The sequence below is a fragment of the Corynebacterium uropygiale genome (genome assembly GCF_021568315.1).
Lineage (GTDB): Bacteria > Actinomycetota > Actinomycetes > Mycobacteriales > Mycobacteriaceae > Corynebacterium > Corynebacterium uropygiale.
This window is the reverse complement of record NZ_JAKGSI010000003.1, coordinates 121,263-143,759: the sequence shown is the minus strand read 5'-3', so window position 1 is coordinate 143,759 and position 22,497 is coordinate 121,263. Positions and strand designations below refer to the sequence as shown.

26 protein-coding genes and 1 tRNA gene are annotated in these 22,497 nt (G+C 66.0%); 11 read left to right on the top strand and 16 right to left on the bottom strand.

The window, feature by feature from the left end; all coding sequences use genetic code 11:
- Positions 1-10 precede the first annotated feature (10 nt).
- The 6 genes from L1O03_RS06610 (at position 11) to L1O03_RS06585 (ending at position 6,021) form a co-directional block, all read left to right on the top strand.
- Complete coding sequence (locus L1O03_RS06610) at positions 11-1,246, top strand: NRAMP family divalent metal transporter (RefSeq protein ID WP_236118660.1); 1,236 nt, start codon at positions 11-13, stop codon at positions 1,244-1,246.
- Positions 1,247-1,281: 35 nt separating this feature from the next.
- A complete protein-coding gene (locus L1O03_RS06605) occupies positions 1,282-2,037 on the top strand; it encodes a LamB/YcsF family protein (RefSeq protein ID WP_236118658.1) in 756 nt (251 codons plus the stop codon).
- Positions 2,038-2,040: 3 nt separating this feature from the next.
- Positions 2,041-2,691, top strand: a complete 651-nt coding sequence (locus tag L1O03_RS06600; RefSeq protein WP_236118656.1) for a 5-oxoprolinase subunit B family protein — start codon at positions 2,041-2,043, stop codon at positions 2,689-2,691.
- The gene (locus tag L1O03_RS06595; RefSeq protein ID WP_236118655.1) at positions 2,688-3,584 is read left to right on the top strand and encodes a 5-oxoprolinase subunit C family protein; all 897 of its coding nucleotides are present in this window, start codon (positions 2,688-2,690) and stop codon (positions 3,582-3,584) included. The genes L1O03_RS06600 and L1O03_RS06595 overlap by 4 nt, the downstream gene beginning before the upstream one ends.
- Positions 3,585-3,724: 140 nt before the next feature.
- Positions 3,725-4,375: a TetR/AcrR family transcriptional regulator gene (locus tag L1O03_RS06590; protein WP_236118653.1), complete on the top strand. Its 651-nt coding sequence runs from the start codon at positions 3,725-3,727 to the stop codon at positions 4,373-4,375.
- On the top strand, positions 4,372-6,021 hold the full coding sequence (locus tag L1O03_RS06585; RefSeq protein WP_268914158.1) for an MDR family MFS transporter: 1,650 nt from the start codon (positions 4,372-4,374) through the stop codon (positions 6,019-6,021). The genes L1O03_RS06590 and L1O03_RS06585 overlap by 4 nt, the downstream gene beginning before the upstream one ends.
- Positions 6,022-6,132: 111 nt before the next feature.
- On the opposite strand, the gene L1O03_RS06580 is transcribed toward L1O03_RS06585, so the two are convergent.
- The 3 genes from L1O03_RS06580 to L1O03_RS06570 form a co-directional block, all read right to left on the bottom strand.
- Positions 6,133-6,666 (bottom strand): GNAT family N-acetyltransferase, encoded by a 534-nt coding sequence (locus L1O03_RS06580; protein ID WP_236118652.1) that lies wholly within the window; start codon positions 6,664-6,666, stop codon positions 6,133-6,135.
- A 118-nt stretch (positions 6,667-6,784) separates the two neighbouring features.
- Entirely contained in the window at positions 6,785-7,384 is a 600-nt protein-coding gene (locus L1O03_RS06575) for an LGFP repeat-containing protein (RefSeq protein WP_236118651.1), read from the bottom strand.
- Positions 7,385-7,502: 118 nt separating this feature from the next.
- The gene (locus tag L1O03_RS06570) at positions 7,503-8,282 is read right to left on the bottom strand and encodes a LysR family transcriptional regulator substrate-binding protein (RefSeq protein WP_236118650.1); all 780 of its coding nucleotides are present in this window, start codon (positions 8,280-8,282) and stop codon (positions 7,503-7,505) included.
- 62 nt (positions 8,283-8,344) lie between these two features.
- Here L1O03_RS06570 and L1O03_RS06565 point away from each other — a divergent pair, with 62 nt between their 5' ends.
- On the top strand, positions 8,345-8,692 hold the full coding sequence (locus tag L1O03_RS06565) for a DUF5997 family protein (RefSeq protein ID WP_236119196.1): 348 nt from the start codon (positions 8,345-8,347) through the stop codon (positions 8,690-8,692).
- Here L1O03_RS06565 and L1O03_RS06560 read toward each other — a convergent pair.
- Together L1O03_RS06560 and glyA are read right to left on the bottom strand one after the other, a co-directional pair.
- Positions 8,680-9,876 (bottom strand): alpha-amylase family glycosyl hydrolase, encoded by a 1,197-nt coding sequence (locus L1O03_RS06560; protein ID WP_236118649.1) that lies wholly within the window; start codon positions 9,874-9,876, stop codon positions 8,680-8,682. The genes L1O03_RS06565 and L1O03_RS06560 overlap by 13 nt on opposite strands.
- Before the next feature lie 22 nt (positions 9,877-9,898).
- Complete coding sequence (gene glyA / locus L1O03_RS06555; protein ID WP_236118647.1) at positions 9,899-11,209, bottom strand: serine hydroxymethyltransferase; 1,311 nt, start codon at positions 11,207-11,209, stop codon at positions 9,899-9,901.
- An 89-nt stretch (positions 11,210-11,298) separates the two neighbouring features.
- On the opposite strand from glyA, the gene coaA reads away from it, so the two are divergent.
- On the top strand, positions 11,299-12,222 hold the full coding sequence (coaA, locus tag L1O03_RS06550; RefSeq protein WP_236118646.1) for a type I pantothenate kinase: 924 nt from the start codon (positions 11,299-11,301) through the stop codon (positions 12,220-12,222).
- Positions 12,223-12,237: 15 nt separating this feature from the next.
- Here coaA and L1O03_RS06545 read toward each other — a convergent pair whose 3' ends face one another.
- The 4 genes from L1O03_RS06545 to mca form a co-directional block, all read right to left on the bottom strand.
- Positions 12,238-12,768 (bottom strand): flavodoxin domain-containing protein, encoded by a 531-nt coding sequence (locus L1O03_RS06545; protein ID WP_236118645.1) that lies wholly within the window; start codon positions 12,766-12,768, stop codon positions 12,238-12,240.
- A gap of 13 nt (positions 12,769-12,781) precedes the next feature.
- Complete coding sequence (locus L1O03_RS06540; RefSeq protein ID WP_236118644.1) at positions 12,782-13,558, bottom strand: isoprenyl transferase; 777 nt, start codon at positions 13,556-13,558, stop codon at positions 12,782-12,784.
- A 133-nt stretch (positions 13,559-13,691) separates the two neighbouring features.
- Positions 13,692-13,970, bottom strand: a complete 279-nt coding sequence (locus L1O03_RS06535) for a hypothetical protein (RefSeq protein ID WP_236118643.1) — start codon at positions 13,968-13,970, stop codon at positions 13,692-13,694.
- A 12-nt stretch (positions 13,971-13,982) separates the two neighbouring features.
- Positions 13,983-14,846, bottom strand: a complete 864-nt coding sequence (mca, locus tag L1O03_RS06530) for a mycothiol conjugate amidase Mca (protein ID WP_236118642.1) — start codon at positions 14,844-14,846, stop codon at positions 13,983-13,985.
- A 196-nt stretch (positions 14,847-15,042) separates the two neighbouring features.
- Here mca and L1O03_RS06525 point away from each other — a divergent pair, with 196 nt between their 5' ends.
- From L1O03_RS06525 to L1O03_RS06515, 3 genes are all read left to right on the top strand, one after another.
- Complete coding sequence (locus tag L1O03_RS06525; protein WP_236118641.1) at positions 15,043-15,498, top strand: DUF4307 domain-containing protein; 456 nt, start codon at positions 15,043-15,045, stop codon at positions 15,496-15,498.
- A gap of 134 nt (positions 15,499-15,632) precedes the next feature.
- Positions 15,633-16,154 carry a transcription elongation factor GreA gene (gene greA, locus L1O03_RS06520; RefSeq protein WP_236118640.1) on the top strand — a complete coding sequence of 174 codons (522 nt, stop codon included), beginning with the start codon at positions 15,633-15,635 and terminating at the stop codon, positions 16,152-16,154.
- 56 nt (positions 16,155-16,210) lie between these two features.
- Positions 16,211-16,693 (top strand): hypothetical protein, encoded by a 483-nt coding sequence (locus L1O03_RS06515; protein ID WP_236118639.1) that lies wholly within the window; start codon positions 16,211-16,213, stop codon positions 16,691-16,693.
- A gap of 197 nt (positions 16,694-16,890) precedes the next feature.
- Here the strand turns inward: L1O03_RS06515 and L1O03_RS06510 are convergent, their stop codons facing one another.
- The 7 genes from L1O03_RS06510 to L1O03_RS06480 all read right to left on the bottom strand — a co-directional run bounded on the left by L1O03_RS06510 (position 16,891) and on the right by L1O03_RS06480 (position 22,473).
- Complete coding sequence (locus tag L1O03_RS06510; protein ID WP_420830316.1) at positions 16,891-17,712, bottom strand: Bax inhibitor-1/YccA family protein; 822 nt, start codon at positions 17,710-17,712, stop codon at positions 16,891-16,893.
- Positions 17,713-17,849: 137 nt separating this feature from the next.
- A tRNA-Leu gene (locus L1O03_RS06505) sits at positions 17,850-17,923 on the bottom strand.
- A 100-nt stretch (positions 17,924-18,023) separates the two neighbouring features.
- Positions 18,024-18,974, bottom strand: coding sequence for a Ppx/GppA phosphatase family protein (locus L1O03_RS06500; RefSeq protein ID WP_236118638.1), 951 nt, complete (start codon positions 18,972-18,974; stop codon positions 18,024-18,026).
- Entirely contained in the window at positions 18,971-19,534 is a 564-nt protein-coding gene (locus L1O03_RS06495) for a DUF501 domain-containing protein (RefSeq protein ID WP_236118637.1), read from the bottom strand. Before L1O03_RS06495 ends, L1O03_RS06500 begins: the two co-directional genes overlap by 4 nt.
- A 5-nt stretch (positions 19,535-19,539) precedes the next feature.
- Positions 19,540-20,139 (bottom strand): FtsB family cell division protein, encoded by a 600-nt coding sequence (locus tag L1O03_RS06490; protein ID WP_236118636.1) that lies wholly within the window; start codon positions 20,137-20,139, stop codon positions 19,540-19,542.
- Positions 20,140-20,223: 84 nt separating this feature from the next.
- Positions 20,224-21,501: a phosphopyruvate hydratase gene (gene eno, locus L1O03_RS06485; RefSeq protein WP_236118635.1), complete on the bottom strand. Its 1,278-nt coding sequence runs from the start codon at positions 21,499-21,501 to the stop codon at positions 20,224-20,226.
- Between the two features lie 198 nt (positions 21,502-21,699).
- On the bottom strand, positions 21,700-22,473 hold the full coding sequence (locus L1O03_RS06480) for a lytic transglycosylase domain-containing protein (RefSeq protein ID WP_236119195.1): 774 nt from the start codon (positions 22,471-22,473) through the stop codon (positions 21,700-21,702).
- Between the last annotated feature and the right edge of the window lie 24 nt (positions 22,474-22,497).

The following is a 22,497-nucleotide window of genomic DNA, read 5'->3' as shown; positions in this document are numbered from 1 at the left end:
GATGTGAGACATGCCATCTTCTTCTCAGGGTTCTCTGAAGAACACAGTGGCTCGCGCCACCAACCGTTCCGCCCTCATGGGCGCCATCTTCCTCATGGCCACGAGCGCCATCGGCCCAGGCTTCCTCACGCAGACCGCCGTGTTCACCAGCAAGCTCGGCGCAGCCTTCGCCTTCGCGATCCTCGTGTCCATCCTCATCGACATCGCCGTGCAGCTCAACGTCTGGCGAGTCATCGGCATCGCCGGTCAGCGCGCCCAAGAGCTGGGTAATACGGTGCTGCCGGGGCTCGGCTGGGTGCTTTCTGCGCTCATCGGCGTGGGCAGCATCGTGTTCAATATCGGCAATATCGCTGGCGGCGGCCTCGGGCTCAACGCCGCGCTGGGGATCAGCCCAGTCCTCGGCGGGGCGATCACCGCGCTGCTCGCGATCGCCGGCTTCGTCGTGAAGAAACTGGGGAATCTGCTGGACAAGCTGGTGGTGGTGCTGGGAGCGCTCATGATCGTCCTCACGGTGTACATCGCATTCCGCTCCTCCCCGCCGCTCGCCGAGGCAGCGATCAACACGATTGCCCCGGAGAAGATTGACCTCGTCGTCATCACCACGCTCGTCGGCGGCACCGTCGGCGGATACATCACCTACGCCGGCGCCCACCGGATGCTGGACTCCGGCGAGACCGGCCCGGAGCACGCGGCGACAGTCTCCCGCTCCTCGATCTCGGGCATCCTCGTCACCGGGGTGATGCGCGTGGTCCTCTTCCTCGCCGTGCTGGGCGTGGCGGCCAGCGGCGCCCGCCTCGAGGGGGAGTCCAACCCGGCGGCAGCAGCCTTCTCCTACGCGGCCGGCCCCATTGGCCTCCGGATCTTCGGCGTGGTGCTCTTCTGCGCGGCCTTGAGCTCGGTGATCGGGTGCTCCTACACCTCGGCGAGCTTCCTCGTCCCGCCGCGCGCGGAGTTCCTCACCCGCCAGAACATCATCACGATTGTCTTCATCATCGTCTCGGGCGCGCTCTTCCTCACGGTGGGCACGGCGCCCGCCAAGCTCCTCGTCTTCGCGGGCGCCTTCAACGGCCTGGTCCTGCCGTTGGGCTTCACGCTCATCCTCTATATCGCGTTGTTCCGCGGCAAGGACCTGCTCCACGGTTATCGCTATCCCAAGTACCTCATCGTTTTGGGAGTGGTGGCCCTCGTGGTCTCCTGGGCCCTCGCGTGGTTCTCCTTCAAGGGGGTGTTTGAGCTCCTCTCCTAGTACCGTCGCCCCCATATCCCGATTTTTAGGAGGACATGTTGCCCCTCACGATCGATCTCAATAGCGACGTCGGAGAAAGCTTCGGCGCCTGGTCCATCCCCAATGACGAGCGCATCATCCCGCTCGTGAGCAGCGCGAATATCGCCTGCGGCTTCCATGCTGGCGACCCCCGCGTCATGCTCAGCACCTGCCGCCTAGCCGTGGAGGCAGGGGCCAGGGTGGGCGCCCATATCGGATACCGGGACCTCGCCGGGTTCGGCCGGCGCAGCATCGACTATGACCCCGCCGACCTCCGCGCCGAGACCATCTACCAAATCGGGGCCCTCCGCGCCGCAGCGCAGGCCGTCGGCACCACCGTCAGCTATGTCAAGCCCCATGGGGCGCTCTATAACCGCATGGCCCATGACTCCGTCCAGGCGCAGGCCGTCATCGAGGGCATCCTCGACCTCGACCCCTCACTGCAGCTCATGGCGCTCGCGGGAACGCCTGTCGTCGAGCAGGCGCGCCAGGCGGGGCTCAGCGTCATCGAGGAGGCCTTCGCCGACCGCGCCTACCACCCCGATGGCACCCTGGTGTCCCGACGCGAACCCGGCGCCGTCCACTCCGATCCCGAGACGGCCGCCGCCCAGGCGGTCGCCATCGCGGAGGGCTCCCCGCTCCGCGCCGTCGACGGCACACCCGTGCGCATTGCTGCCCAGTCGATCTGCGTCCACGGGGACAATGAGGCGGCACTGGCCGTCGTCCGCCTCATCCACGAGCGCTTCGCTGAACGCGGAATCGAGGTGGGCTGATCCATGCGCACCCATCTCTGCGGTGACCGCGCCCTCCTCATCGACGTCGACCAGCCCGCGGGATATGCCTCCGCTACGGATGCCGTCCTCGCGCTCACCGAGAGGCTCCGCGAGGTCGCCCATCCCGGCATCATCGACCTCGTCCCCGCCGCCCAGACCCTTCTCATCCACCTCGATCCGGCAGTGCTCAGCCTCGAGGGGGCTCAGCGGCTCCTGGATGACACCGGCCTCCCACCCGCCACCGCCAGCACGGGCGGTGGGGAGACGCACCGCATCCCCGTCTCCTACGACGGCCCTGACCTCGAGGATCTTGCCTCCTCCCTCGGCATCACCACCGCCGAGCTCATCGTCCGCCACAGCGGCACGACGTGGCGCGCTGCCTTCGGGGGCTTCGCGCCCGGATTCTTCTACCTCTCGGCGGCCTCCGGCCCGGGCCTGGGCACGGTCCCCCGGCGCTCCGAGCCCCGGACCGCCATCCCCGCCGGATCCGTGGCTCTTGCCGGCGAGTGGTCGGCCGTGTACCCCGGCTCCTCCCCCGGCGGCTGGCAGATCATTGGATTCACGGAGACCCCCTTCTGGGACAGCGCCGCCGAGCGCCCCGCACTGCTGCGCGCCGGCGACCTCGTCGAGTTCTACGACAAGGAGCATGCATGAGTTCCACCCCTGTCCTCCGCGTCCTGTCCACCGGCCCCCAGCTCCTCCTCGAGGATCGGGGCCGCCCCGGCCGCGCCAGCCTGGGAGTGAGCCCCTCGGGCAGCTTCGACCGCCTCTCCGCCGCCCGCGCCAATCACGCCCTGGGGAACACGCCGGATGCGGCCGTCCTGGAGATCCTGCTCGGCGGGTGTGAGTTCGAGGTCCTCAACCCCACCAGCCTCGTCGTCACCGGCACGGACGCCAGCGTGAGTCTCCGTCGTCGCCGGGGCGCCGTCATCGACGCCCACACGCACCGTATTCTCGACGTCGCCACCGGGGACCGCCTCTACATCGAACCAGCCCGCTACGGACTGCGCGCCTACCTGGGAATCCGCGGCGGATTCCTCGCCCAGGAGGAGTTGGGCAGCCGGAGTACGGACACGCTGTCCGGGCTGGGTCCGACGCCGCTCGCCGAGGGCGACGTCCTGAGTAAGGCCAGTGACATCGCCGAGCTCGCGTGGTGGCCAGCCTTGCGCACCCTCCCGGTCCTCTGGCGCCGCGTTGCCGAGGAAACGCTCACGGTGATCCCCGGGCCCCGCGAGGACTGGTTCGAGGAGGATGCGCTCGACCTCTTCTACTCCCAGACCTACGAGGTGAGCCAGGACTCCAACCGGGTGGGACTGCGCCTCACGGGCGATGTGCCGCTGGGGCGTCGTCGGAAGGAGGAGCTGCCCAGCGAAGGAATGGTTCGAGGGAGTATTCAGGTGCCGCCCAACGGCCAGCCCGTGGTCTTTGGCCCCGACCACCCGGTGACGGGCGGCTACCCCGTCATCGCGGTGCTCACATCGAGATCCTGCGATCGCAGCGCCCAGTTGCGGCCGGGAGATCGCATCCGTTTCCGCAGGTCGCACTAGGGGTTCTGCCCCCTCCCCGAGCCCTCCTGTGGGCTAGCCCCCACGCCGGCGTGACCCGCCCCACAGAATTTTGCACGGAGGGGCGAATTTCACTCCATACATAATTGCACTTGGTGCAAAGTTGCACTAGGTTTAGGTTCATGGCTGAGAGTGAACCGTCCCTTCGCGAGTCCAAGCGACGAGCTACCCGCGCAGCCATCGAAGACTATGCTTCCGCCCTCGCGGCGGAGAAGGGCTTCGACAACGTCACCGTCGACGACATCTGCGCGGAAGTCGGCATTTCCAAACGCACCTTCTTCAACTACGTGGATTCTAAGGAGACCGCCGTGCTCGGCGCCCCTCCGCGCGTCCCCACGGATGAGGAGCGTGCGGAATTCCTCGCGACGGAGCATGAGGATATCCTCAGCGCTCTGTGCCGCCTCGCCTTCGAGCTGGCCACCACGGTCCGGTGCGTTGCGCCGGAGCAGCGGGCCACCGTCCTCAAGCGCCGGCGCATTATTCGCCGGCGTGACCCCGACCTCGCCTACCAGAATGTTGCCGGCGTGCACACGATGGCGGCGGCGCTCGTCGAGCTCACGGAGGAATACCTCGAGCTCTACCCCGGGCGGAAAACGCTCTCGGCACCCCCGAGTCACGAGGCTCAGTCCCTCGTCTCCATCGCGCTGTGCACGCTCCAGCTGGGAAATCGCATCTGGTTGGAGCAGGCCGACGGGAGCGACGAGGCCCTAGAGAACTGTTGCATTGACGCTCTCCACGAACTCACCACTATTTTCCAAGGACGCTCATTATGACTTTGGCACCCTCTTCCGATCCGCAGAAAGAAGGAGATATTACGTCTCGCACTGATACATCGAGCGCCTCAGCCGCTGAGCGCTCCCCCGACGCGACGGCCCCTGCCTCCCCCAAGGAGAGGCAGCTGGGCTTCATCATCGCTGCCCTCATGCTCTCCATGCTCATGAGCTCCCTCGGGCAGACGATCTTCGCCGCGGCCCTGCCGACCATCGTCGGCGAGCTCGGCGGCGCGAACCACATGTCCTGGGTCATCACCGCCTTCCTCTTGGGCCAGACCATCGCGATGCCGCTCTTCGGCAAACTCGGTGATCAGCTGGGCCGCAAGGGCCTCTTCATCGGGGCCAATGCGCTCTTCGTCCTCGGCTCTCTGCTGGGTGGCCTGTCGGTGAACATGGCGATGCTCATCATCGCGCGCGTCATGCAGGGCGTGGCCGGCGGTTCCATGATCATCCTCTCCCAGGCGATCACCGCCGACGTCACCACTGCCCGCGAGCGCGGCAAGTACATGGGCATCATGGGCTCCGTCTTCGGCGTGTCCTCCGTGCTCGGCCCGGTGCTGGGCGGCTGGTTCACGGACGGCCCGGGCTGGCGCTGGGGCCTCTGGCTGAATATCCCGATCGGTATCGTCGCGATCACCGCCATCTGGTTCTTCCTCCGCCTCCCGAAGCGCCAGAAGAACCTCGACATTGACTGGCTGGGCACGCTGACCATGGCGCTCGCCACCGCGAGCCTCGTCCTCTTCGTCACGTGGGGCGGCAATGAGTACGAGTGGGGCTCCCCGCTCATCCTCGGTCTCATTGCGTCGACCATCATCTTCGCCGCGATCTTCGTCTTCGTGGAGAGCAAGGTCTCTAACCCGCTCATCCCGCTCCAGCTCTTCAAGACGCGGAACTTCAACCTCACGCTGCTGGCCGGCCTCGCCGTGGGTATCTTCATGTTCGGCACCCTCGCCTACATGCCCACCTACCTGCAGATGGTCCACGCCATGACCCCGACCAACGCGGGTCTCATGATGATCCCGATGATGATCGGCCTCATGGGCACCTCGATCGTCGTGGGGAACCTCATTTCCCGCACGGGCCGCTACCGCTTCTTCCCCATCGTGGGCATGGTCATCACGGGCATCGGCCTCTTCCTGCTGAGCACGATGAAGCCGGAGACCTCCCTCATCACGGTCGGGATCTACTTCTTCGTCTTCGGCTTCGGCCTAGGCTGCTCGATGCAGGTGCTGGTCCTCATCGTGCAGAACTCCTTCCCGCTGAGCATGGTGGGCACCGCCACCGGCACGAACAACTTCTTCCGCCAGGTGGGCGGCTCCCTGGGATCCGCGCTCGTCGGCGGGCTCTTCACGGGCCGCCTCACCGGTCAGATGCAGAGCAACCTCCCGCAGGCCATCAAGGACAGCGGCGAGGAGGGCGCCCGCTTCCTGCAGACCTTCAACCCGGAGACAGACCTCAGCAGCCTCACCCCGACGGCTCTGCACCACATGCCGCAGGCTATTGCCGACGCCATCCAGCTCTCCTATAACGATTCGCTCACCCCGGTCCTGCTCATGGTGTGCCCGCTGGCTTTCCTCTCCGCGGTCATCCTCTTCTTCATCAAGGAGAAGAAGCTGAGCGATCGGCTCGAGCCGCTGGAGGACTAGCCCTCTCCCCGGCTCACCTGGTGCACATCCTCAAAAAACACTGACCCCCACCTTCCTCGCGCAGAGGGCGGTGGGGGTCAAGCGCATGCGCGCTCCAGTCAGCCGTGAGTGCTAGACGTGAATATCGGGCTTGGGCAGGAGCTTTTCGTAGATGTCGGTGTCCCGCCACTCCCCCGCGAGCTCCCCGTAGGTCATCTTCGCAATGTGGCTGAATGTGCCGATCTTCTCGAATCCCCGGGATTGGTGCAGCTTCGCCGAGCCCGTATTCTCCGGGAAGATCCACGCATGGATGGCCCACTTATCGAGCTCCTGGCACACCTCGATAAGCGTATCGAGCAGCGCACCCGCAATCCCGCGACCGCGAGCGTCGGGGTGAATATACACGGAGTCCTCCACCACCCCGTGGAACACCGAACGCGAGGAAATCGGCGCCGCGGAGACCCACCCCAACACCGTGGAGTCATCATCGGCTTCCACGGCGACGTAGACCGTCTCCATGATCTTCGCGGAAGAGAACTGCTCCCAGGTGAGCGCCTTCCGCTCGAAGGTGGCGTGCCCGGTGTCCAAGCCATGCTCGTAAATGGCCTGGACATGCGGGTAATCCTCGCGGCGAATCGGCCGGATCCTGAATGTGGACTCTGTCATGGTCCAAATTGTTCACGATGCCCCAGATTCATGCAACTAGACGCACGTGTCTGGGCCACCCATGCGAAAAACCCGCACCCCACAGCGCGGGGTGCGGGCTCAATCCGCAGGCGCGTCCTTACTTGGTCTGGACGTCCGCCTTGTAGTCAGCAACCTGGCCGGTCTCGGAGGTCCAGTTGATGGTGCCCTTGGTGAACTCCTGGGTCCAGCCGTTGTCAATGCGCTGCTCGGCAGAAACCGGGACGCCCACCTCGGCGTCGTAGCCACCCTGCTCGAGCCAGGTCTCGGCGATCTTGCCCTGGATGAGGACGCCACCGTTGTCCTCGGTGTTCACGACGTAGCGGCCGTCGGAGTACTCCACGATGTACTGGCCCTCGTCGTTGCCCTTGGTGACGCCCACGGCCTCACCCAGCTGGTTCTCCTCGGCGGCGGTAGCGACAGCAGCCGGGACCTCAACATCGCCCTGGGCGGTCGGGATGCTGGTCAGCTTGTCAGCCCCACCCTTGGCGGCATCGGCGGCGGAGGAGGCGGCGTCGCCAGCGGACTCCTTGGCGGAGTTGGCGGCGTCGCCAGCAGCGGAGGTGGCGGAGGCGGCAGCGTTACCCGCAGCGTCCGTGGCGGAGGAGGCGGCCTCCTTGGCGTCCTGGGAGCACGCAGCCAGGCCCAGGGTCAGCGCGACGGCAGCGGTACCAGCGAGGATTCGACGGTTCAGCGACATGGTTCAACCTTTCATAAGAATTGTCGGTATGTCCGCTCACCATTATTCGTATCAGATCTCACACATGCCAATTTCTTGATACGTTGTTGCCAAATTGTTAACTTCGCGTCACCATTTCTCAGCCTCGCCGGCCACGACGCCCACCTCGGCCTCGCCCAGCAGATCCCCGCCGGCCTGCCCCTCGACGCCCCGAGCCACCGCGCTGCCGGCCGCCCGCATCCTGAACGGCCCGCCCCTCGCGCGCAGCCCGACGTTCCTGCTTCGCCCGCGTTTTCTCCTTCGCGCTGAGTTTCTTCGTCTGCCCGTGTTCCCCGGCGCCGCGGTCTCCCCCGCCCTGCCGGGTGCTCTGCGCGGTCCGTCCCTTCATGATGCCTACGAGGTCCTGGACGTCGTCGGCATCCCTCTCCTTCGGCCACACGATGCCGATCCGCGTCTCCCCCCACGGCGCCTCCAGAAGCTCACAGTCGCGAACCTGCTTCCCGCCGAGCATCGCGAGGATCGGCCGCGGCCCCATCACCACGCCCACATTCGCTGCCACCACCTGCAGCCCGACGCGCAGCCCCGCAAGATCAATCGACGTCCCTGCCTCGGGCGCGTAGTGGCAGGCCTCCCCCGCAATGTCCTCGGGACGCAGCGCCTCCCCGAGTTCCGCGTACACGCTCTCCTTGGGCACAGCCACGCCGGCGCTTTCCGTGTAGAGCTCGACGACGTGATACTCCTCCCGATCGATCCGGGGCTCCGGGAAGCGCACGAGTGCCGCATCGACCTCGCCGTCAAGAAGCAGGCTCACGGGGTCATCCTCGCCGCGGGTGCGGAGCGGGCCGTGGGAGCTGCGCTCCTCATAGCGTCGGAACCATTTGTCCGGCTCGGTGCCGGTGACGAAAGCGAGGGTGAGCATGCCCACATGCTACCGTGGCTCCCGTGACTGAAGAATCTCTCCGCCAACCATCCGGCTCCGCGATGAAGCCGCAGACTGCCGCGAAGAAGCTCGGCATCTATCTGCCGGCCACGCCCGAGGAGTTCCAACGCTCGGCCATCACCCATGCTGAGCTGCGGGAGCTACAGCAGAATCCGCCGCAGTGGCTCGTCGATCTCCGCCGTGAGGGGCCACACCCCCGCCCGGAGGTGGCCCGCAAGCTCGGCATTACGATCAGCGCGCTCAAGCGCAATGAGATGGATAAGCCCCTCACCACGCAGGAGATCAGCGAGCTCCTTCAGAACCAGCCCGAGTGGCTGCGGACGGCGCGGACCTCACTCGCTGAGCAGCGCGAGGCCGCCCACCCCAGCGATGAGGATCACCAGCAGTAGCGGAGCTCCTCCCCATCGCTCCACGCCAGGTGGGCGCGGAACTTCTCACTGATGTCCACCTGCACCGTCAGCTCCCCCTCCGCCGAGCTCAACGCATACTCAATGCGCTCATTGTCCTTGGAGCGCACCTCCAGCGTGGCGGTGCTCATCCACGGGTGGCGCCGCCTGGCCGCAATGAGGTCGTGATAGACCTGCCAGAGCCACTTCCCCTGCTCCGCCAGCTTCTCCGGGCTCTCCGGCAGCGGCGGGCGGATGGGATCATCGGCGCCGAATCCCTCCCCCTTCTCTCCGCGGAAGGCCTGCTCATCCCCGTAGTAGATGCTCGGGCAGCCCGGCAACGTGAAGAGGAAGCACGCCGCGAGCGCCGCCCCGCCATCCCCCACGACGCTGGCAATCCGGTCCACGTCATGGTTGCCGACGAAGATGTTGAGGATGTGCCCCCTGCTGAACTCCTCATGCCGCTCGAGGGCGTGGGCAAGCTCCCAGAAGTTCTTGTCCTTAATGGAGCTCCAGATGGCCTTCCACAGCTCGTATTGCGTCGCGGAGTCGAGGTGCCCCTCGTCGATGAGCTGCACATAATCCCCGTGGATCATCTCCCCGAGGAAGATGGCCTGCGGGAACTCCGCGCGCACCCGATCGGTCACCTCTGCCCAGAAGGCCGTCGGCACCGCATAGGCGACGTCGAGCCGCCAGCCGTCGAGCCCCAGACGCAGCCAGTGAAGCATGATGTCCGTGACCATGTCCGCCGTGCGCGGGTCGCTGTGATCGAGCTCGACGAGCTCCTCGTGCCCCTCCCACGGGACGGGGTCGCCAGCCTCGGTGCGCTTGATGGGCCCACCGGAGGACACCAGGGGGTGCGTGGCAGCGACGTGGTTGAACACGCCGTCGAAGATGACCCTGATCCCCCGAGCATGGCACTCCGCGATGAGCGTCCTCGCGTCCTCCTCGGTTCCCACCCGAGGGTCGATCGCGTAGTGATCGAGCGTGTCATAACCGTGGGACACGGAGCGGAAGATGGGCCCCAGCATGAGAGCATCGCAGCCGAGCTGCTGGACATAGTCCAGCCAGGCCGTCGTGCGCCGCAGGGCGGATGACTGGGAGCCATCCTCCGGGTGCTCGAGCTGCCGCAAGTCGGCGCTCAGCGGATAAACCTGCCAAATGATGGTGTGCTCAAGGTTGCTCACACCATCACTCTAGTCATAGTCCCTAGTGCAGCGGCCAGCTCTCGAGGCCGTCGTAGAGCGCGAACTGATCGGCGAGAGCGCTCACGCGGGAGCTCAGCGTCTCCGTATCGAGGCTGCCATTCGCCGCGCCGACGAGCGCCGTCGCGATGATGTCGGCCACCTCGGAGAAGGCCGCCGCGTCGAGGCCGCGGGTGGCCAGCGCCGAGGTGCCGATCCGCAGCCCGGAGCCCACCATCGGCGGGCGCGGGTCGAAGGGCACGGTGTTGCGGTTGACGGTGATGCCGATCTCGTGGAGGGCGTCCTCGCCCTGCTGGCCGTCGAGGGAGGAGTGACGCAGGTCCACCATGACGAGGTGGACGTCGGTCCCGCCGGTGAGGACGCTGATGCCGGCCTCGGCAACGTCCGGGGCCATGAGCCGCTCCGCCAGGATGCGCGCCCCTTCGAGGGTCCGCTCCTGGCGCTCGCGGAACTGATCCGTCCCGGCGATCTTCATCGCGATGGCCTTCGCCGCGACAGCGTGCATGAGCGGGCCACCCTGCTGACCGGGGAAGACCGCCGAGTTGAGCTTCTTCGCGTACTCCTGCCGCGCGAGGATCATGCCCGAGCGGGGGCCGCCCAGGGTCTTGTGGACGGTGGTGGACACGATGTCCGCGTGGGGCACCGGGCTCGGGTGCAGCCCCGCGGCGACGAGCCCAGCGAAGTGGGCCATGTCCACCCACAGCTTCGCCCCGACTTCGTCGGCAATGGAGCGGAAGGCCGCGAAATCCTGCTGGCGCGGGTAGGCGGACCAGCCGGCGATGAGGACGTTCGGGCGCTCGGCCAGGGCCTGCTCGCGGACCTTGTCCATGTCGAGGCGGAACGTCGTCTCATCGACGCCATAGGCCGCCACCTCGTAGAGCTTGCCGGAGAAGTTGAGCTTCATGCCGTGGGTGAGGTGCCCACCGTGGTCGAGGGAGAGGCCCATGATCTTGTCCCCAGGGGAGATGAGCGCGTGGAGGACGGCGGCGTTCGCCTGGGCCCCCGAGTGCGGCTGAACATTCGCGAACTCCGCCCCGAACAGCTCCTTCGCGCGGTTGCGGGCGAGGTCCTCGATGATATCGACGTTCTCGCAGCCCCCGTAGTAGCGACGGCCGGGGTAGCCTTCTGCGTACTTGTTCGTCAGCACCGAGCCTAGGGCCTGCAGGACCGCCCGCGGCACGAAGTTCTCCGAGGCGATCATCTCCAGCGTGTTCCGCTGCCGCGCCAGCTCCCCGTCAATGGCCTGCGCGACCTCCGGGTCTAATTCCGCCAGCGAAAGGTATCTCACATCTGCGTTGGTGGGCTGCTCCGACATACTTCCTCTTCCTTGTGTCGGGTAGGGACCGGTTGGTGGTGATCATACCCGGTGTCGAAAGACCCAGAGACACCTGCCACAATAGGGTCATGCCGCGCACGTCAGATTCCACGCCGTATCTGGACTTCGACCGAGCTTCCTGGCGTCAACTCCGTCAATCCATGCCTCAGGTACTCACTGAGGAGGAAGTGGTCCAACTCCGCGGCATCGGGGAGAACATTGATCTCGACGAAGTCTCGGACGTCTATCTCCCCCTCTCCCGCCTCATCCACCTGCGCGTGGAGGCGCACCAGCGGCTCAACGAAGTGACGGAGACGTTCCTCGGCTCGCGGACGTCGAGAATTCCCTTCATCATCGGGATCGCGGGCTCCGTGGCGGTGGGGAAATCGACCACCGCGCGCCTCCTCCAGGTCCTCCTCCAGCGCTGGGAATCCCACCCGCGGGTGGACCTCGTCACCACCGACGGCTTCCTCTACCCCTATGCGAAGCTGAGCCGCCGCGGCATCCTCGAGCGCAAGGGCTTCCCCGAGTCCTATGACCAGCGGGCCCTGCTCCGCTTCGTCACCGAGGTGAAGTCCGGGAAGCCGGAGGCGCACGCCCCCATGTACTCCCACACGCTCTATGACCGCCTCGACGAGGTGCAGGTCATTAAGCAGCCGGACATCCTCATCCTCGAGGGGCTCAACGTCCTCCAGACGGGGCCCACCCTCATGGTGAGCGACCTCTTCGACTTCTCCGTCTACGTCGACGCCCAAACCTCCGACATCGAGCAGTGGTACATCGACCGCTTCTTGAGCCTCCGCGCCACCGCCTTCCGCGAGCCGGACGCCCACTTCTCCCACTACGCCAACCTGTCCGACCAGGTCGCCATCACGGAGGCCCGGGAGATCTGGCAGGCGATCAACCTCCCCAACCTCGTGGAGAACATCCTCCCCACCCGCGTGCGTGCCTCGCTGGTCCTCCAGAAGGGGGCCAATCACCACGTCCAGCAGGTGCGGATGCGCAAGATCTAGCGCCCCCGCCCCGGCCTATGTGGCCTGCTGTGCCTCCTTGCACCACTCCACAATGGGATCCAACTCCGCCATGTCCATCCAATCGACATCACGGCCATAGTTCTCGATCATCGCCCGCTCATTGGGCCCCTTCTGCGGCTTCGCCTTGAGCGCCGCAATAATGCTCCGCATCACCACGCGGTGCTTCGCGCTGAGCTCGGAATACGCCATCCGACCGGGCAGATAAAACCGCCGGACCTTCTCCGCAGCCTCCCCGAGCACCCGGCTCAGCGGATCCTTCGCCCGCGCTTCCTCCAGCAGGGTCATCCCCACATTGACGACGGCCACCGGGTGCCTGCGAACCAGGTCCGGGCGGCGTCGAACATAATCCGCCGCGGGCATGACGGGCCCGTGCACGGCGCTGAGAACGATGATCGCTTCGCCCTCCGCGGCCGGATGATCCCCCGCCTCCTCGAGGGGGAGAAGCCTGGCGCCCAGCCGCCCCGCGAGCTCCTCAGCATAACGACGGGTGGACCCATACCAGGAGTGATAGAGCACCAGAGTCATGTCTACGACGTCTCTACTTTCCGAATCGACGGGAGCGCCCACTGTATTCCCGCAGGGCGCGAAGGAAGTCTATGCGCCGGAAGGCCGGCCAATACGTGTCGGTGAACCAGATCTCCGAGTAGGCCGCCTGCCAGATGAGGAAGCCCGAGAGCCGCTGCTCCCCAGACGTGCGAATGACGAGGTCCGGGTCCGGCTGCCCGCGCGTGTACAGGTGCTCGGAGATGGACGCGACGCTAATGGCCTCCGCGATCTTCTCCGCCGGGGTGCCTGATGCCACCTCCTCCTCAATCACCGCGTGGACGGCGTCGACAATTTCCTGCCGCCCGCCATAGCCCACCGCCACGTTGACGGAGACGCCAGTGTTGTCCTCGGTGTCCGCCACCGAGGACTGGAGGCGCTGGGCGATGTCCTCGGGGAGGAGGGAGAGATCGCCGACCAGCCGCACGCGGCAGTTGTTCTCCGTGCTCACCAGCTCGGAGACAACGTCGACGATGATGTCGAAGAGCATCGTGAGCTCCGCGGATTCGCGCTGGAGGTTCTCCGTTGACAGGAGGTACAGGGTGACGAGTTCGACGTCCGTATCGTGGCACCAGCTCACGAGCTCTGCCACCTTTCGGGCCCCCACCCGGTGGCCGTGGCTCACGTCGTCGAAACCCGCCTCGCGCGCCCACCGACGATTCCCGTCGCACATCACGGCCACGTGCCGGGGTTGCCGAGCTCCCCGCAGCTCACGACGCAGCCGCGTCTCATAGAGCGGGTAGAGCAGACGGGACAGGAATCTCACGTTCATAAAGTGTAGCGCTCGGACGATAACAGGGCGGGTCAGGGCACTCGCTGAGCCAACCACACGGTGCGGAGCTGCGTGTGGCCGTGCTCGGCGCCAGTGCGCCCGCGGAGGCGAGAGAAACGAGAAGCTCGAGAGGCTAGAGGAGGTGTTTCCGACGATGATCGAGGACGCCGGCCTCCTCCATCGCTTTGTCGAGGGCCTCCTCGTCAAAGAGGTCCAGCCCGTTTTGCTCCGCGAAAATGCGGCGGCGGTTCATCCGCGAGAAGCGGCGGTGGAAAGCCCAGCCCAGGTACAGCACGGCGGCGGCCAGCAGGACCAACACCAGGAGCCCCACCGGCGAGGCCTTTCCAAACTCAGGGCCCAGCGGGCCGACATTTTCGGCCCGCTCAGCGAGGACCATCACCGTGTCCAGCATCCTGTTACCTCCTTAGTCGATGCCGGCAAAGAGGTCATCCTCCGGGATGGAGGTGGACACGCGGGTCTTCGCCAGCTCGAATTCTTCCGTCGGCCATAGCTTACGCTGTACCTCCACGGGTGTCCCGAAGAAGGCTCCCGCAGGATCGATTTGCGTGGCGTGGGCGCGCAGGGCGTCGTCACGGGCCTCGAAGTACTCCTCGCAGCGGACCTGCGTGGTGACCCGTTCCATGACGTCCGCCTTGTTCGCCTTCCACCGCTCGAGCATGGGCGTATACGGGCTCGGCTTCCCCTCGCGGAGGAGGAGCTCGTGGAACATCTCCATCCGCTGACGGATGAAGCCGTGGGTGTAATAGAGCTTGAGCGGTGTCCAGGGCTCGCCCAGCTCGGGGGCATAGTTCGCGTCGCCGCTGCGCTCCCAGGCCGCCATGCTCACCTCGTGCACCTTGAGGTGATCAGGGTGCGGATAGCCGCCGTTCTCGTCATAGGTGATGATGACGTGCGGCTGGAACTCCCGCATAATGCCCACGATGTCTCGCACCACCGTGTCCGTCTTCTCCCGGGCGAAGCAGCCCTCCGGCAGCGGGGGCAGCGGGTCCCCCTCGGGCAGCCCGGAGTCCACGTAGCCCAACCAGCGGTGCTCGACGCCCAGCGCCGCCACGGCCTTCGCCATCTCCTCCTTCCGCACCGCGGTCATGTTCTCCTTAATCCCCGGCTTATCCATCGCCGGGTTGAGGATGTCTCCGCGCTCTCCCCCCGTGCACGTCACGACAAGAACCCGATGCCCCTCCGCCGCATAGCGGGCGAGCGTGGCCGCACCCTTCGAGGACTCATCATCCGGGTGGGCATGGATCGCGAGAATACGCAATGACTTCATGTCCGCTTGTCCTTTACTCCTGGTGTGTGTCATCTCATCTGTGACCGCGCCTGCACCTCGACGCGCGCGCCGCCACAATTTTGTTGTCAGTTCACCTATTCTACGGCCTCGCACTCCCGACGCCACCCCGGGGCACCACTCCCCCTGCGATAGACTAAGTCCCAGTCCCCTGCCCTTGCTTCTCGGAGGTTCACTGATGCCCCAGGACACAATCGACCGCCCCACCTCGCGCTATGGGCGTTCACCCTCCCCTCAGAAGAAGGGGCCCCGGTCCATCACGGGCAAGTGGATCGTCGTGGGCATCATCATCGTCCTCATCCTTGCCGTCGTGTACGTGGCGTGGACCGTGCGCCAGCGCAGCGTCACCTCGGAGGTTTCCGCCTCCATGGCGGGATTCTCCGCGATCGATGATTCCACGCTTCAGATGGACGTCGACGTCACCAGGAAGGACGTCACCGTCCCGAGTTATTGCATCGTGACGGCCTTGGACATCAATCACGCAGAGATCGGCCGCCGCGAGGTGCTCATCCCCGCCGGCGGAAACGAGACCCAGCGGATCACCACCACCATCCCGAGCACCTCCCGGCCGGTCTCCGGCGGGGTCTATGGCTGCTCGACGTCCATCCCCGCCCACCTCAGCATCCCCGACTAGGATGCCGTGCTAGAATTTGCACAAAATTGCACGTCACCGTGCGCCCTTGCGCCCCGGCTTCGGCCGGGGTCATTGGTGCCGGTCGAACGCCGTCCGCTGAGCGTCGGCGTCTCATGAACGGAAGGTCCACATTTATGGCTGAAGAGCAGAAGCAGTACATCACTCCGGAGACGAAGGCCAAGCTGGAGGCCGAGCTCAACGCTCTTATTGAGAACCGCCCGGTGATCGCCGCCGAGATTAACGAGCGCCGCGAGGAAGGCGATCTCAAGGAGAACGCCGGCTACGACGCCGCCCGTGAGCTGCAGGACCAGGAAGAGGCCCGCATCAAGCAGATCTCCGAGATCCTCGCCAACTCCACCACGGAGCGCGGCGACATCGCCGAGGGCGTCGCCCACGTGGGTTCCGTCGTTCACGTCTACTACAACGGGAACAAGGAGGAGAAGGAGACCTTCCTCATCGGTACGCGCGCTGCAGCCATCGACAACCCGCACCTCGAGACCTACTCCGAGCAGTCCCCGCTCGGCGCGGCTGTCGTCGGTGCGCACGAGGGCGAGACCCGCGAGTACACCGCCCCGAACGGCAACACCATTAGCGTTACTATCGTCTCTGCCGAGCCCTACAACTCGGAGAAGGCCGCGACCCTCCGCAAGTCCTAGGACCGAGGCCCACCCATACCCCATCGTTTCATCTCGATCTTGGAGGATTGAGTCCCATGTCCCGTAGTTTTCGTATGAAGTCCGCCGTTGTCGGCACCTGCGTGGTGGCGCTCGGTCTCAGCCTGGGAGCGTGCTCGCCTCCGCGCCAGCAGCCCTCGGAGACCAAGCTGGACAACGCGACGAGCGCCGCCGCCCCGAGCCAGGCCACCCCGAGCCAGGCCGCCGAGAAGGGCGACAGCACCACCCCGGTGTTCCTCACCTGCGGTGGGACCCCGGTGATGCAGCCGTCGGTCCTTGACCTCGCGTGCGGCGATGCCGGCGACACCCTGAAGGACATCCAGTGGCAGTCCTGGACCGAGGAGGGCGCCCAGGGCACCGCCACCCGCGAGACGGTGGAGCGCCCGGGTGCTACTCCGGAGCGTCACTCGAACGTCTCGGTCCAGATGCTGAACCCGCGCCACTCCGCCGCTGGGCTCGTGTTCCAGCAGGTCCGCGTGGGGAATGACACCTTCAACGCGGAGATCCCGAGCACGCAGTAGTCACTGCCCATTTCCAGGGACACGGACGCAGCCTCCCCGCGATGCCGCCCATCGCCGGGAGGCTGCTCCGCGTCTGGGGTTCGCCGTCCGGGGGCACCATCCGGGGCTCAACACAAACACCGCACCCTACCGCTTGCATGTCGCGGTAGGGTGCGTGCGTGTTGTCTCCGGTCTTTGTGCCCGGTCTGAAGAGGCCTTTACCTCTGTTGGAAGATGCTCAGCAGGCGGAGGATCTCGGTGTAGAGCCACACGAGGGTGACCGCGAGGCCCAGAGCAATGCCCCACGCCGCCTTGGCGGGAGCGCCAGCGCGGATCATCTCATCTGCGGAGTCAAAGTCCACGAGGAAGCTCGCGGCCGCCAGTCCGATGCACACGAGCGAGAAGATGATGGACAGCAGACCGCCCGCGCGCAGCAGGTTGAGGCCGAAGAGGGAGAGGACCACGTTGCCCAGGGCCAGAACCACCACGCCCATGAGGCAGGCGGAGAGGATACGGGTGAACTTCGGGGTGACCTTCACGGCGCCGATCTTGTACACAAAAAGCATGCCCAGGAACACGCCCACGGTTCCGAGCACCGCCTGGCCGATGAGGAGGCCGGCGTTCACCGTACGGCCGAAGACAAAGCCACTGAGGACCAGCGAGATGCCGCCGACGAAGAGGCCCTCGAACGCGGCGTAGATGAGGGTGACGGCGGCGGAGCCGAACTTCCGCCCGAAGGTTGCCACCAGAACCGTGATGAGGCCACCGATAGCGCCCACGATGGTGAGCATGGAGGACAGGCTATAGGAGACGGTGGCGCCGATCGCGAAGTTGACGATCCCGAGCGCCACGATGACCGCCAGGGTGATGCCCGTCTTCGTGACGACGTCGTCCACCGTCATCGGGCGCTCGGTGGAGCGCTGCTCCATCGGAGGGAAGGAATACTGGCCAGCTTGGGTGCCCAGGAAGGGGTCGCCCTGTGGCGCACCGTGGCCATTCGGATGGGTGAGAGTCTTCATGACCGGGTTGCTGCTACGCACGTTGGTCACAGATCCTTTCGCATTGACTAAGGGAGTGTTCCTTAGTCTTCAACGCATCGCCCCCGGAAATAGTTCCCAACCCTGCACTCCCCGCGGGAACGCACCGCCCACACCCCCGTTGAGCTGCGGAAATATAGTACCCCCAGTCGGACTCGAACCGACAACACTCAGATTTTAAGTCTGCTGCCTCTGCCAATTGGGCTATGGGGGCTGGGCCGAAACCCGCCGATCATCTTAATCGCGCGGATTCCATAAGGGTAATTCCCTGCTCATGAGCTCAGGTGCCGGGGAGCCCAGCCGCTCCCCCACCCCTATGCGCTGCGCAGCCCCGCGATCATGCCATCCAGGATGTCCTTCTCCGAGATGACGAAGGCCTCCGCGCCACAGGCCCGGCGAAGCAGCTCAACGATCCGCGTCACGATGAAAGCCCCCGCCCCGAACACATCCGCCCGGCCCGGGTGGACGACGGGATGGGTGCGCCGCTGAGCGGCGGTTTCGGACAGGATGCCGTCGGCAAGGACGGGCAAGGCATCGAAGCGCAGCTGAGAGCAGTGAATCGCCGAGGGCTCGTACGTCTCCAGGCCCTGCGCGAGCGCGGAGAGCGTCGTAAACGTGCCGGCGCAGCCGACACAGGTGCGCGCCTCCTTGAGCGGCACGAGGAGCTCGACGCGCTCGAGGCGCTCGTCGATGTACTCACGGGCAATGTCCTTCTCCGACTCCGTGGGCGGGTCGCTGCGCATAATGCGCTCGGTGATGCGCACGCAGCCGACCTGGATGGAGTGCGCCCCGTGGATGGTGCCATCGTGATCGCCGACGATGAACTCCGTCGACCCACCGCCCAAGTCCATGACGCAGAAGGGGCCATCCTCCGGGCGAAGGTCCGCCACCGCCCCGTGGAAGGACAGCTGGGCCTCCTCCTCCCCGCTGATGACCTCCGCGCGCCGGCCGGGACGGATCTGGGAGAGCAGCTCCTCGGTCATGGAGAAGAAGTCCTCTTTGTTCGAGGCATCCCGCACCGCCGAGGTGGCGACCATCCGGACGTCGTCGACGTGTTCGCGCTTCATGAGCTCGACGTATTCGCTCAGCACGGCGCGCGCCCGCTCGATGGCGGCGGGGTTGATCTCCCCCGTGGCGTCGACGCCCTGGCCCAGGCGGATGATCTTCATGATGCGGTGGACGTCCCGGGCCTGCCCGCCGGAGACGTCGCTGATGAGGAGGCGGAGGGAGTTTGTTCCGCAGTCGACGGCAGCAAGGCGCGTCATGCCAGCGCCCCCTTTCCGGCGTGGGAGAAATCGAACTGGGTGGGATCAATGCCCAGCTCTTCGCAGGTGGGCCAGGACTCCGGGATGGCGGTGCCGCGCAGGCCCCCGTGCTCCGCGGCGAGGGCGACGGCCTCGGTGCCCAGGCGGACGCGCTCCGGGCCCTCCGCGAGGGCATAGGCCATGAGGACGTGAAGGCACTTCACACGATCCGGCATTCCCCCGCCAGAGAAGGTGGTGCCCAGGTCTTCGAGGGCGTTGCGGGTGGCCAGGTAGTGTTCGTGGGCCTGGCGATAGTCCTCGGCGAGCGCGCTGTCCTTCTCGAGGCGCTCGCTCATCCACGTCATGACGTGGGCCACCTCCAGACGAGAGGCCTCGGCGGTGAGGCGGGGGTCGGTGAGGTAGTAGAGCGTCGGGAAGGGGGTCCCATCGGGCAGGCGCGGCTGGGTCATGATGACCGCGGGGGCGCCATCGGGACAGCGATAAGACACCTCGATGGCCCCGCGCGGGGGGCGACCCAGCTGCGCGGAGACGGCGTCGAAGTCTTCAGGGCTCAGAGTCATGAGCTCTATTGTGGCATGCCCTCCGGGTCGGGCTGCAGAGGCATGTGGGTATCTTCGCCGGGGCCGGGGTCCTCGTTCTCGGAGGGGCCGGCGCTGGGCGGCTCGGTGATGGAGTCCCAGAGGACCTCGTACCATGTGCGGGATTGCGCTTCTTCCCGCTCGGTGATCGTGCCGGCGGCTTCGCGCTGGAGGCGCGGGTCGAGGACGCGGAAGGCTGTCTCCCCCTTGTCGATCACCCCCAGCCGGTTCCTCGCCTGCTCCTTGACGTACTCCTCGCTGTTATAGCGCTCGATGGTGTCCTGGAGCCTATCCTTCTCCTGCTGCTTCGCCACGATCGACTCCTGCAGCCGCGCGATCTCCTGCCGCTGCTCATAGAAGTTGCTCAGCGGCTGCGCCACAATCCACAGGACCACGATGACCGACAGCACAATGAGCGCGGCCACCCCGGGGTTCATCTTCCCCTGCGCTCGCTCCTTGAGGGCCTTCCTCCCCTTCTTGGCTGCCTCCGCAGAGGCCCGCTCACATTCCCGAGCCCGATCCCGGCTGGAGACCGGTACGGTACTGCGCCCACGGTGAGGTTTCGACGACTGGCTCCTGCTGTTCATGATGTCCTGATCCTACCCCGGGCGGCGAGAAAAAAGCTCCCCGGCCACAGGCGTGGCACGGGGAGATTTTCTTAGGGGCTGGTGTTAGCCCTGGAAGCGCGGGAAGGCGGAGCGGCCGGCGTAGACCGCGGCGTCGCCCAGCTCCTGCTCGATGCGGAGCAGCTGGTTGTACTTGGCCACGCGCTCGGAGCGGGCCGGGGCACCCGTCTTGATCTGGCCGCAGTTGAGGGCGACAGCCAGGTCGGCGATGGTGGTGTCCTCAGTCTCACCGGAGCGGTGGGACATCATGGTCCGGTAGCCGTTGCGGTGGGCCAGCTCGACGGCGTCGAAGGTCTCGGTGAGGGTACCGATCTGGTTGACCTTCACGAGCAGGGCGTTCGCAGCCTTCTTCTCGATGCCCTCCTTGAGGCGGGCCGGGTTGGTGACGAAGAAGTCGTCGCCCACGATCTGCACCTTGTCACCGATCTCAGCGGTGAGCTTGGTGTAGCCGTCCCAGTCGTCCTCCTGGAGCGGGTCCTCGATGGAGACGATCGGGTAGTTCGCGAGCAGCTCGTTGTAGACGGCGGCCATCTCCTCAGCGGAGTGCTCGCCACCCTCGAACTTGTACACGCCGTCCTCGTAGAACTCGGAGGAAGCAACGTCGAGGGCCAGGGCAACGTCCTTGCCCGGGGTGAAGCCGGCCTTCTTGATGGCCTCCACGATGAGGTCGAGGGCGGCACGGGTGGAGTCGACGGAGGGAGCGAAGCCGCCCTCGTCGCCGAGGCCGGTGGACAGGCCCTTCTCCTTGATGACGGACTTCAGGGTGTGGTAGACCTCAGCGCCCATGCGCAGAGCCTCAGCGAAGGACTCCGCACCGATCGGGGCGATCATGAACTCCTGGACGTCAACGCCGGAGTCGGCGTGAGCGCCACCGTTGAGGATGTTCATCATCGGGACCGGCAGGACGTGGGCGTTCGGGCCACCGATGTAGCGGTAGAGCGGAAGGCCGGCGGACTCGGCGGCAGCCTTCGCGACGGCGATCGACACGCCCAGGATGGCGTTGGCGCCCAGCTCGGACTTGTTCGGAGAGCCGTCGAGCTCGATCATGGCCTGGTCAACGAGGCGCTGGTCATCAGCCTCGAGGCCGGCGAGCTCGTCGGCGATCTTCTCGTTCACGTTAGCGACGGCTTTCTGCACACCCTTCCCTGCGTAACGGTCCCCGCCGTCGCGCAGCTCGTGCGCCTCATGAACGCCCGTGGACGCGCCGGAAGGCACGCCTGCCCGGCCGTGCGCACCATCGTCGAGGAAAACCTCTGCCTCGACAGTGGGGTTGCCGCGGGAATCCATGATCTCACGCGCAAAGATGTGGATGATGTCAGCCATGTGTTCTCCTCATAATCTTCGAGAGCGAACTGTGGGCGCCGTACGGGGTGCACGGCACCATCGCTTCTTATTGTTCCATGTTTTGCGCGAGCGCGCCGTGCCTATTCGGTCACATTCGGAATGAATCGGACTGTGGGGAGCGGGCACCCTGGGCTCAGCGACCTCGGCGGCCTCGGCGGACGGGGTTCGGCGGTGCCCCTAGCCGGCGGGTTGCTTGAGCGCATAGGAGTTCGCGGCGTCGCGAACGTCGCGAAGGTACTGATCGGACTGGTTATAGCGCCCGATCGCGGCGACCCACCCCTCCGCCGTGGAGAGGTCGTGGCCATCGCAGAGAAGCTGCGCGGAGGACAGCGCCGCGTCGTCAATCTGGTGGGGATCGCGCACTCCATCACCATTGCCATCGAGGCCATAGTGCTCCCACGACTGCGGGATGAACTGCATGGGCCCCACCGCGCGATCAAACTCGGTGTCCTTGTCCAGCTGCCCGCCGTCCGTGTCCGGGATGTGCGCGAAGCCCGGAGAGCCGTCGAGAGGCACACCAATGATGGGTGGCTCGACGACGCCCTCCTCGTTCATCTTTGCGGCGCCGAAGGCCTTGCCCGTGTAGGTGCCGTGGCGGGTCTCGACGTACCCGATCCCCGCCAGGGTATTCCAGCGCAGGTGGCACTCGGGCCAGGCCTGCTGGGCGTAGAGTTCGGCAGCCCCGTACGCGCGCAGCGCCTGGGCGGGAATGTCCGTCTCATCGGAGAGAGGATCTGCCCACCAGGCCAGCTGGCTCGCGACGCGTCCCCCCGCCTGCAAATCAATCGCGGGCACCTCCGCCCCGGGATCCGGCGGAACGTGATCAGGAACCGCCTGGTACTGCCGCATGGGCGGGTTGCCGCCCATCATGGACAGCGACCACCCCACGAAAGCGATCACCATTATGATTGCCAACACGGTACCGCAACCACACCCCGCTGCTTTCTTCATACCGCGTCGTGCCATGGGTGTTCA

What these genes read in the sequence shown, in the direction of transcription:
- L1O03_RS06595 (WP_236118655.1), top strand. Translation starts at nt 2,688, where the DNA reads ATGAGTTCCACCCCTGTCCTCCGCGTCCTGTCCACCGGCCCCCAGCTC.
- L1O03_RS06590 (WP_236118653.1), top strand. Translation starts at nt 3,725, where the DNA reads ATGGCTGAGAGTGAACCGTCCCTTCGCGAGTCCAAGCGACGAGCTACC.
- L1O03_RS06540 (WP_236118644.1), bottom strand. Translation starts at nt 13,558, where the DNA reads ATGAACGTGAGATTCCTGTCCCGTCTGCTCTACCCGCTCTATGAGACG.
- L1O03_RS06610 (WP_236118660.1), top strand. Translation starts at nt 11, where the DNA reads ATGCCATCTTCTTCTCAGGGTTCTCTGAAGAACACAGTGGCTCGCGCC.
- L1O03_RS06535 (WP_236118643.1), bottom strand. Translation starts at nt 13,970, where the DNA reads ATGCTGGACACGGTGATGGTCCTCGCTGAGCGGGCCGAAAATGTCGGC.
- mca (WP_236118642.1), bottom strand. Translation starts at nt 14,846, where the DNA reads ATGAAGTCATTGCGTATTCTCGCGATCCATGCCCACCCGGATGATGAG.
- eno (WP_236118635.1), bottom strand. Translation starts at nt 21,501, where the DNA reads ATGGCTGACATCATCCACATCTTTGCGCGTGAGATCATGGATTCCCGC.
- L1O03_RS06495 (WP_236118637.1), bottom strand. Translation starts at nt 19,534, where the DNA reads ATGACTCTGAGCCCTGAAGACTTCGACGCCGTCTCCGCGCAGCTGGGT.
- L1O03_RS06575 (WP_236118651.1), bottom strand. Translation starts at nt 7,384, where the DNA reads ATGTCGCTGAACCGTCGAATCCTCGCTGGTACCGCTGCCGTCGCGCTG.
- L1O03_RS06600 (WP_236118656.1), top strand. Translation starts at nt 2,041, where the DNA reads ATGCGCACCCATCTCTGCGGTGACCGCGCCCTCCTCATCGACGTCGAC.
- L1O03_RS06580 (WP_236118652.1), bottom strand. Translation starts at nt 6,666, where the DNA reads ATGACAGAGTCCACATTCAGGATCCGGCCGATTCGCCGCGAGGATTAC.
- L1O03_RS06605 (WP_236118658.1), top strand. Translation starts at nt 1,282, where the DNA reads ATGTTGCCCCTCACGATCGATCTCAATAGCGACGTCGGAGAAAGCTTC.
- L1O03_RS06525 (WP_236118641.1), top strand. Translation starts at nt 15,043, where the DNA reads ATGCCCCAGGACACAATCGACCGCCCCACCTCGCGCTATGGGCGTTCA.
- L1O03_RS06570 (WP_236118650.1), bottom strand. Translation starts at nt 8,282, where the DNA reads ATGCTCACCCTCGCTTTCGTCACCGGCACCGAGCCGGACAAATGGTTC.
- L1O03_RS06500 (WP_236118638.1), bottom strand. Translation starts at nt 18,974, where the DNA reads ATGACGCGCCTTGCTGCCGTCGACTGCGGAACAAACTCCCTCCGCCTC.
- glyA (WP_236118647.1), bottom strand. Translation starts at nt 11,209, where the DNA reads ATGTCGGAGCAGCCCACCAACGCAGATGTGAGATACCTTTCGCTGGCG.
- L1O03_RS06515 (WP_236118639.1), top strand. Translation starts at nt 16,211, where the DNA reads ATGTCCCGTAGTTTTCGTATGAAGTCCGCCGTTGTCGGCACCTGCGTG.
- L1O03_RS06480 (WP_236119195.1), bottom strand. Translation starts at nt 22,473, where the DNA reads ATGAAGAAAGCAGCGGGGTGTGGTTGCGGTACCGTGTTGGCAATCATA.
- coaA (WP_236118646.1), top strand. Translation starts at nt 11,299, where the DNA reads ATGCCGCGCACGTCAGATTCCACGCCGTATCTGGACTTCGACCGAGCT.
- L1O03_RS06585 (WP_268914158.1), top strand. Translation starts at nt 4,372, where the DNA reads ATGACTTTGGCACCCTCTTCCGATCCGCAGAAAGAAGGAGATATTACG.
- L1O03_RS06545 (WP_236118645.1), bottom strand. Translation starts at nt 12,768, where the DNA reads ATGACTCTGGTGCTCTATCACTCCTGGTATGGGTCCACCCGTCGTTAT.
- greA (WP_236118640.1), top strand. Translation starts at nt 15,633, where the DNA reads ATGGCTGAAGAGCAGAAGCAGTACATCACTCCGGAGACGAAGGCCAAG.
- L1O03_RS06490 (WP_236118636.1), bottom strand. Translation starts at nt 20,139, where the DNA reads ATGAACAGCAGGAGCCAGTCGTCGAAACCTCACCGTGGGCGCAGTACC.
- L1O03_RS06565 (WP_236119196.1), top strand. Translation starts at nt 8,345, where the DNA reads ATGAAGCCGCAGACTGCCGCGAAGAAGCTCGGCATCTATCTGCCGGCC.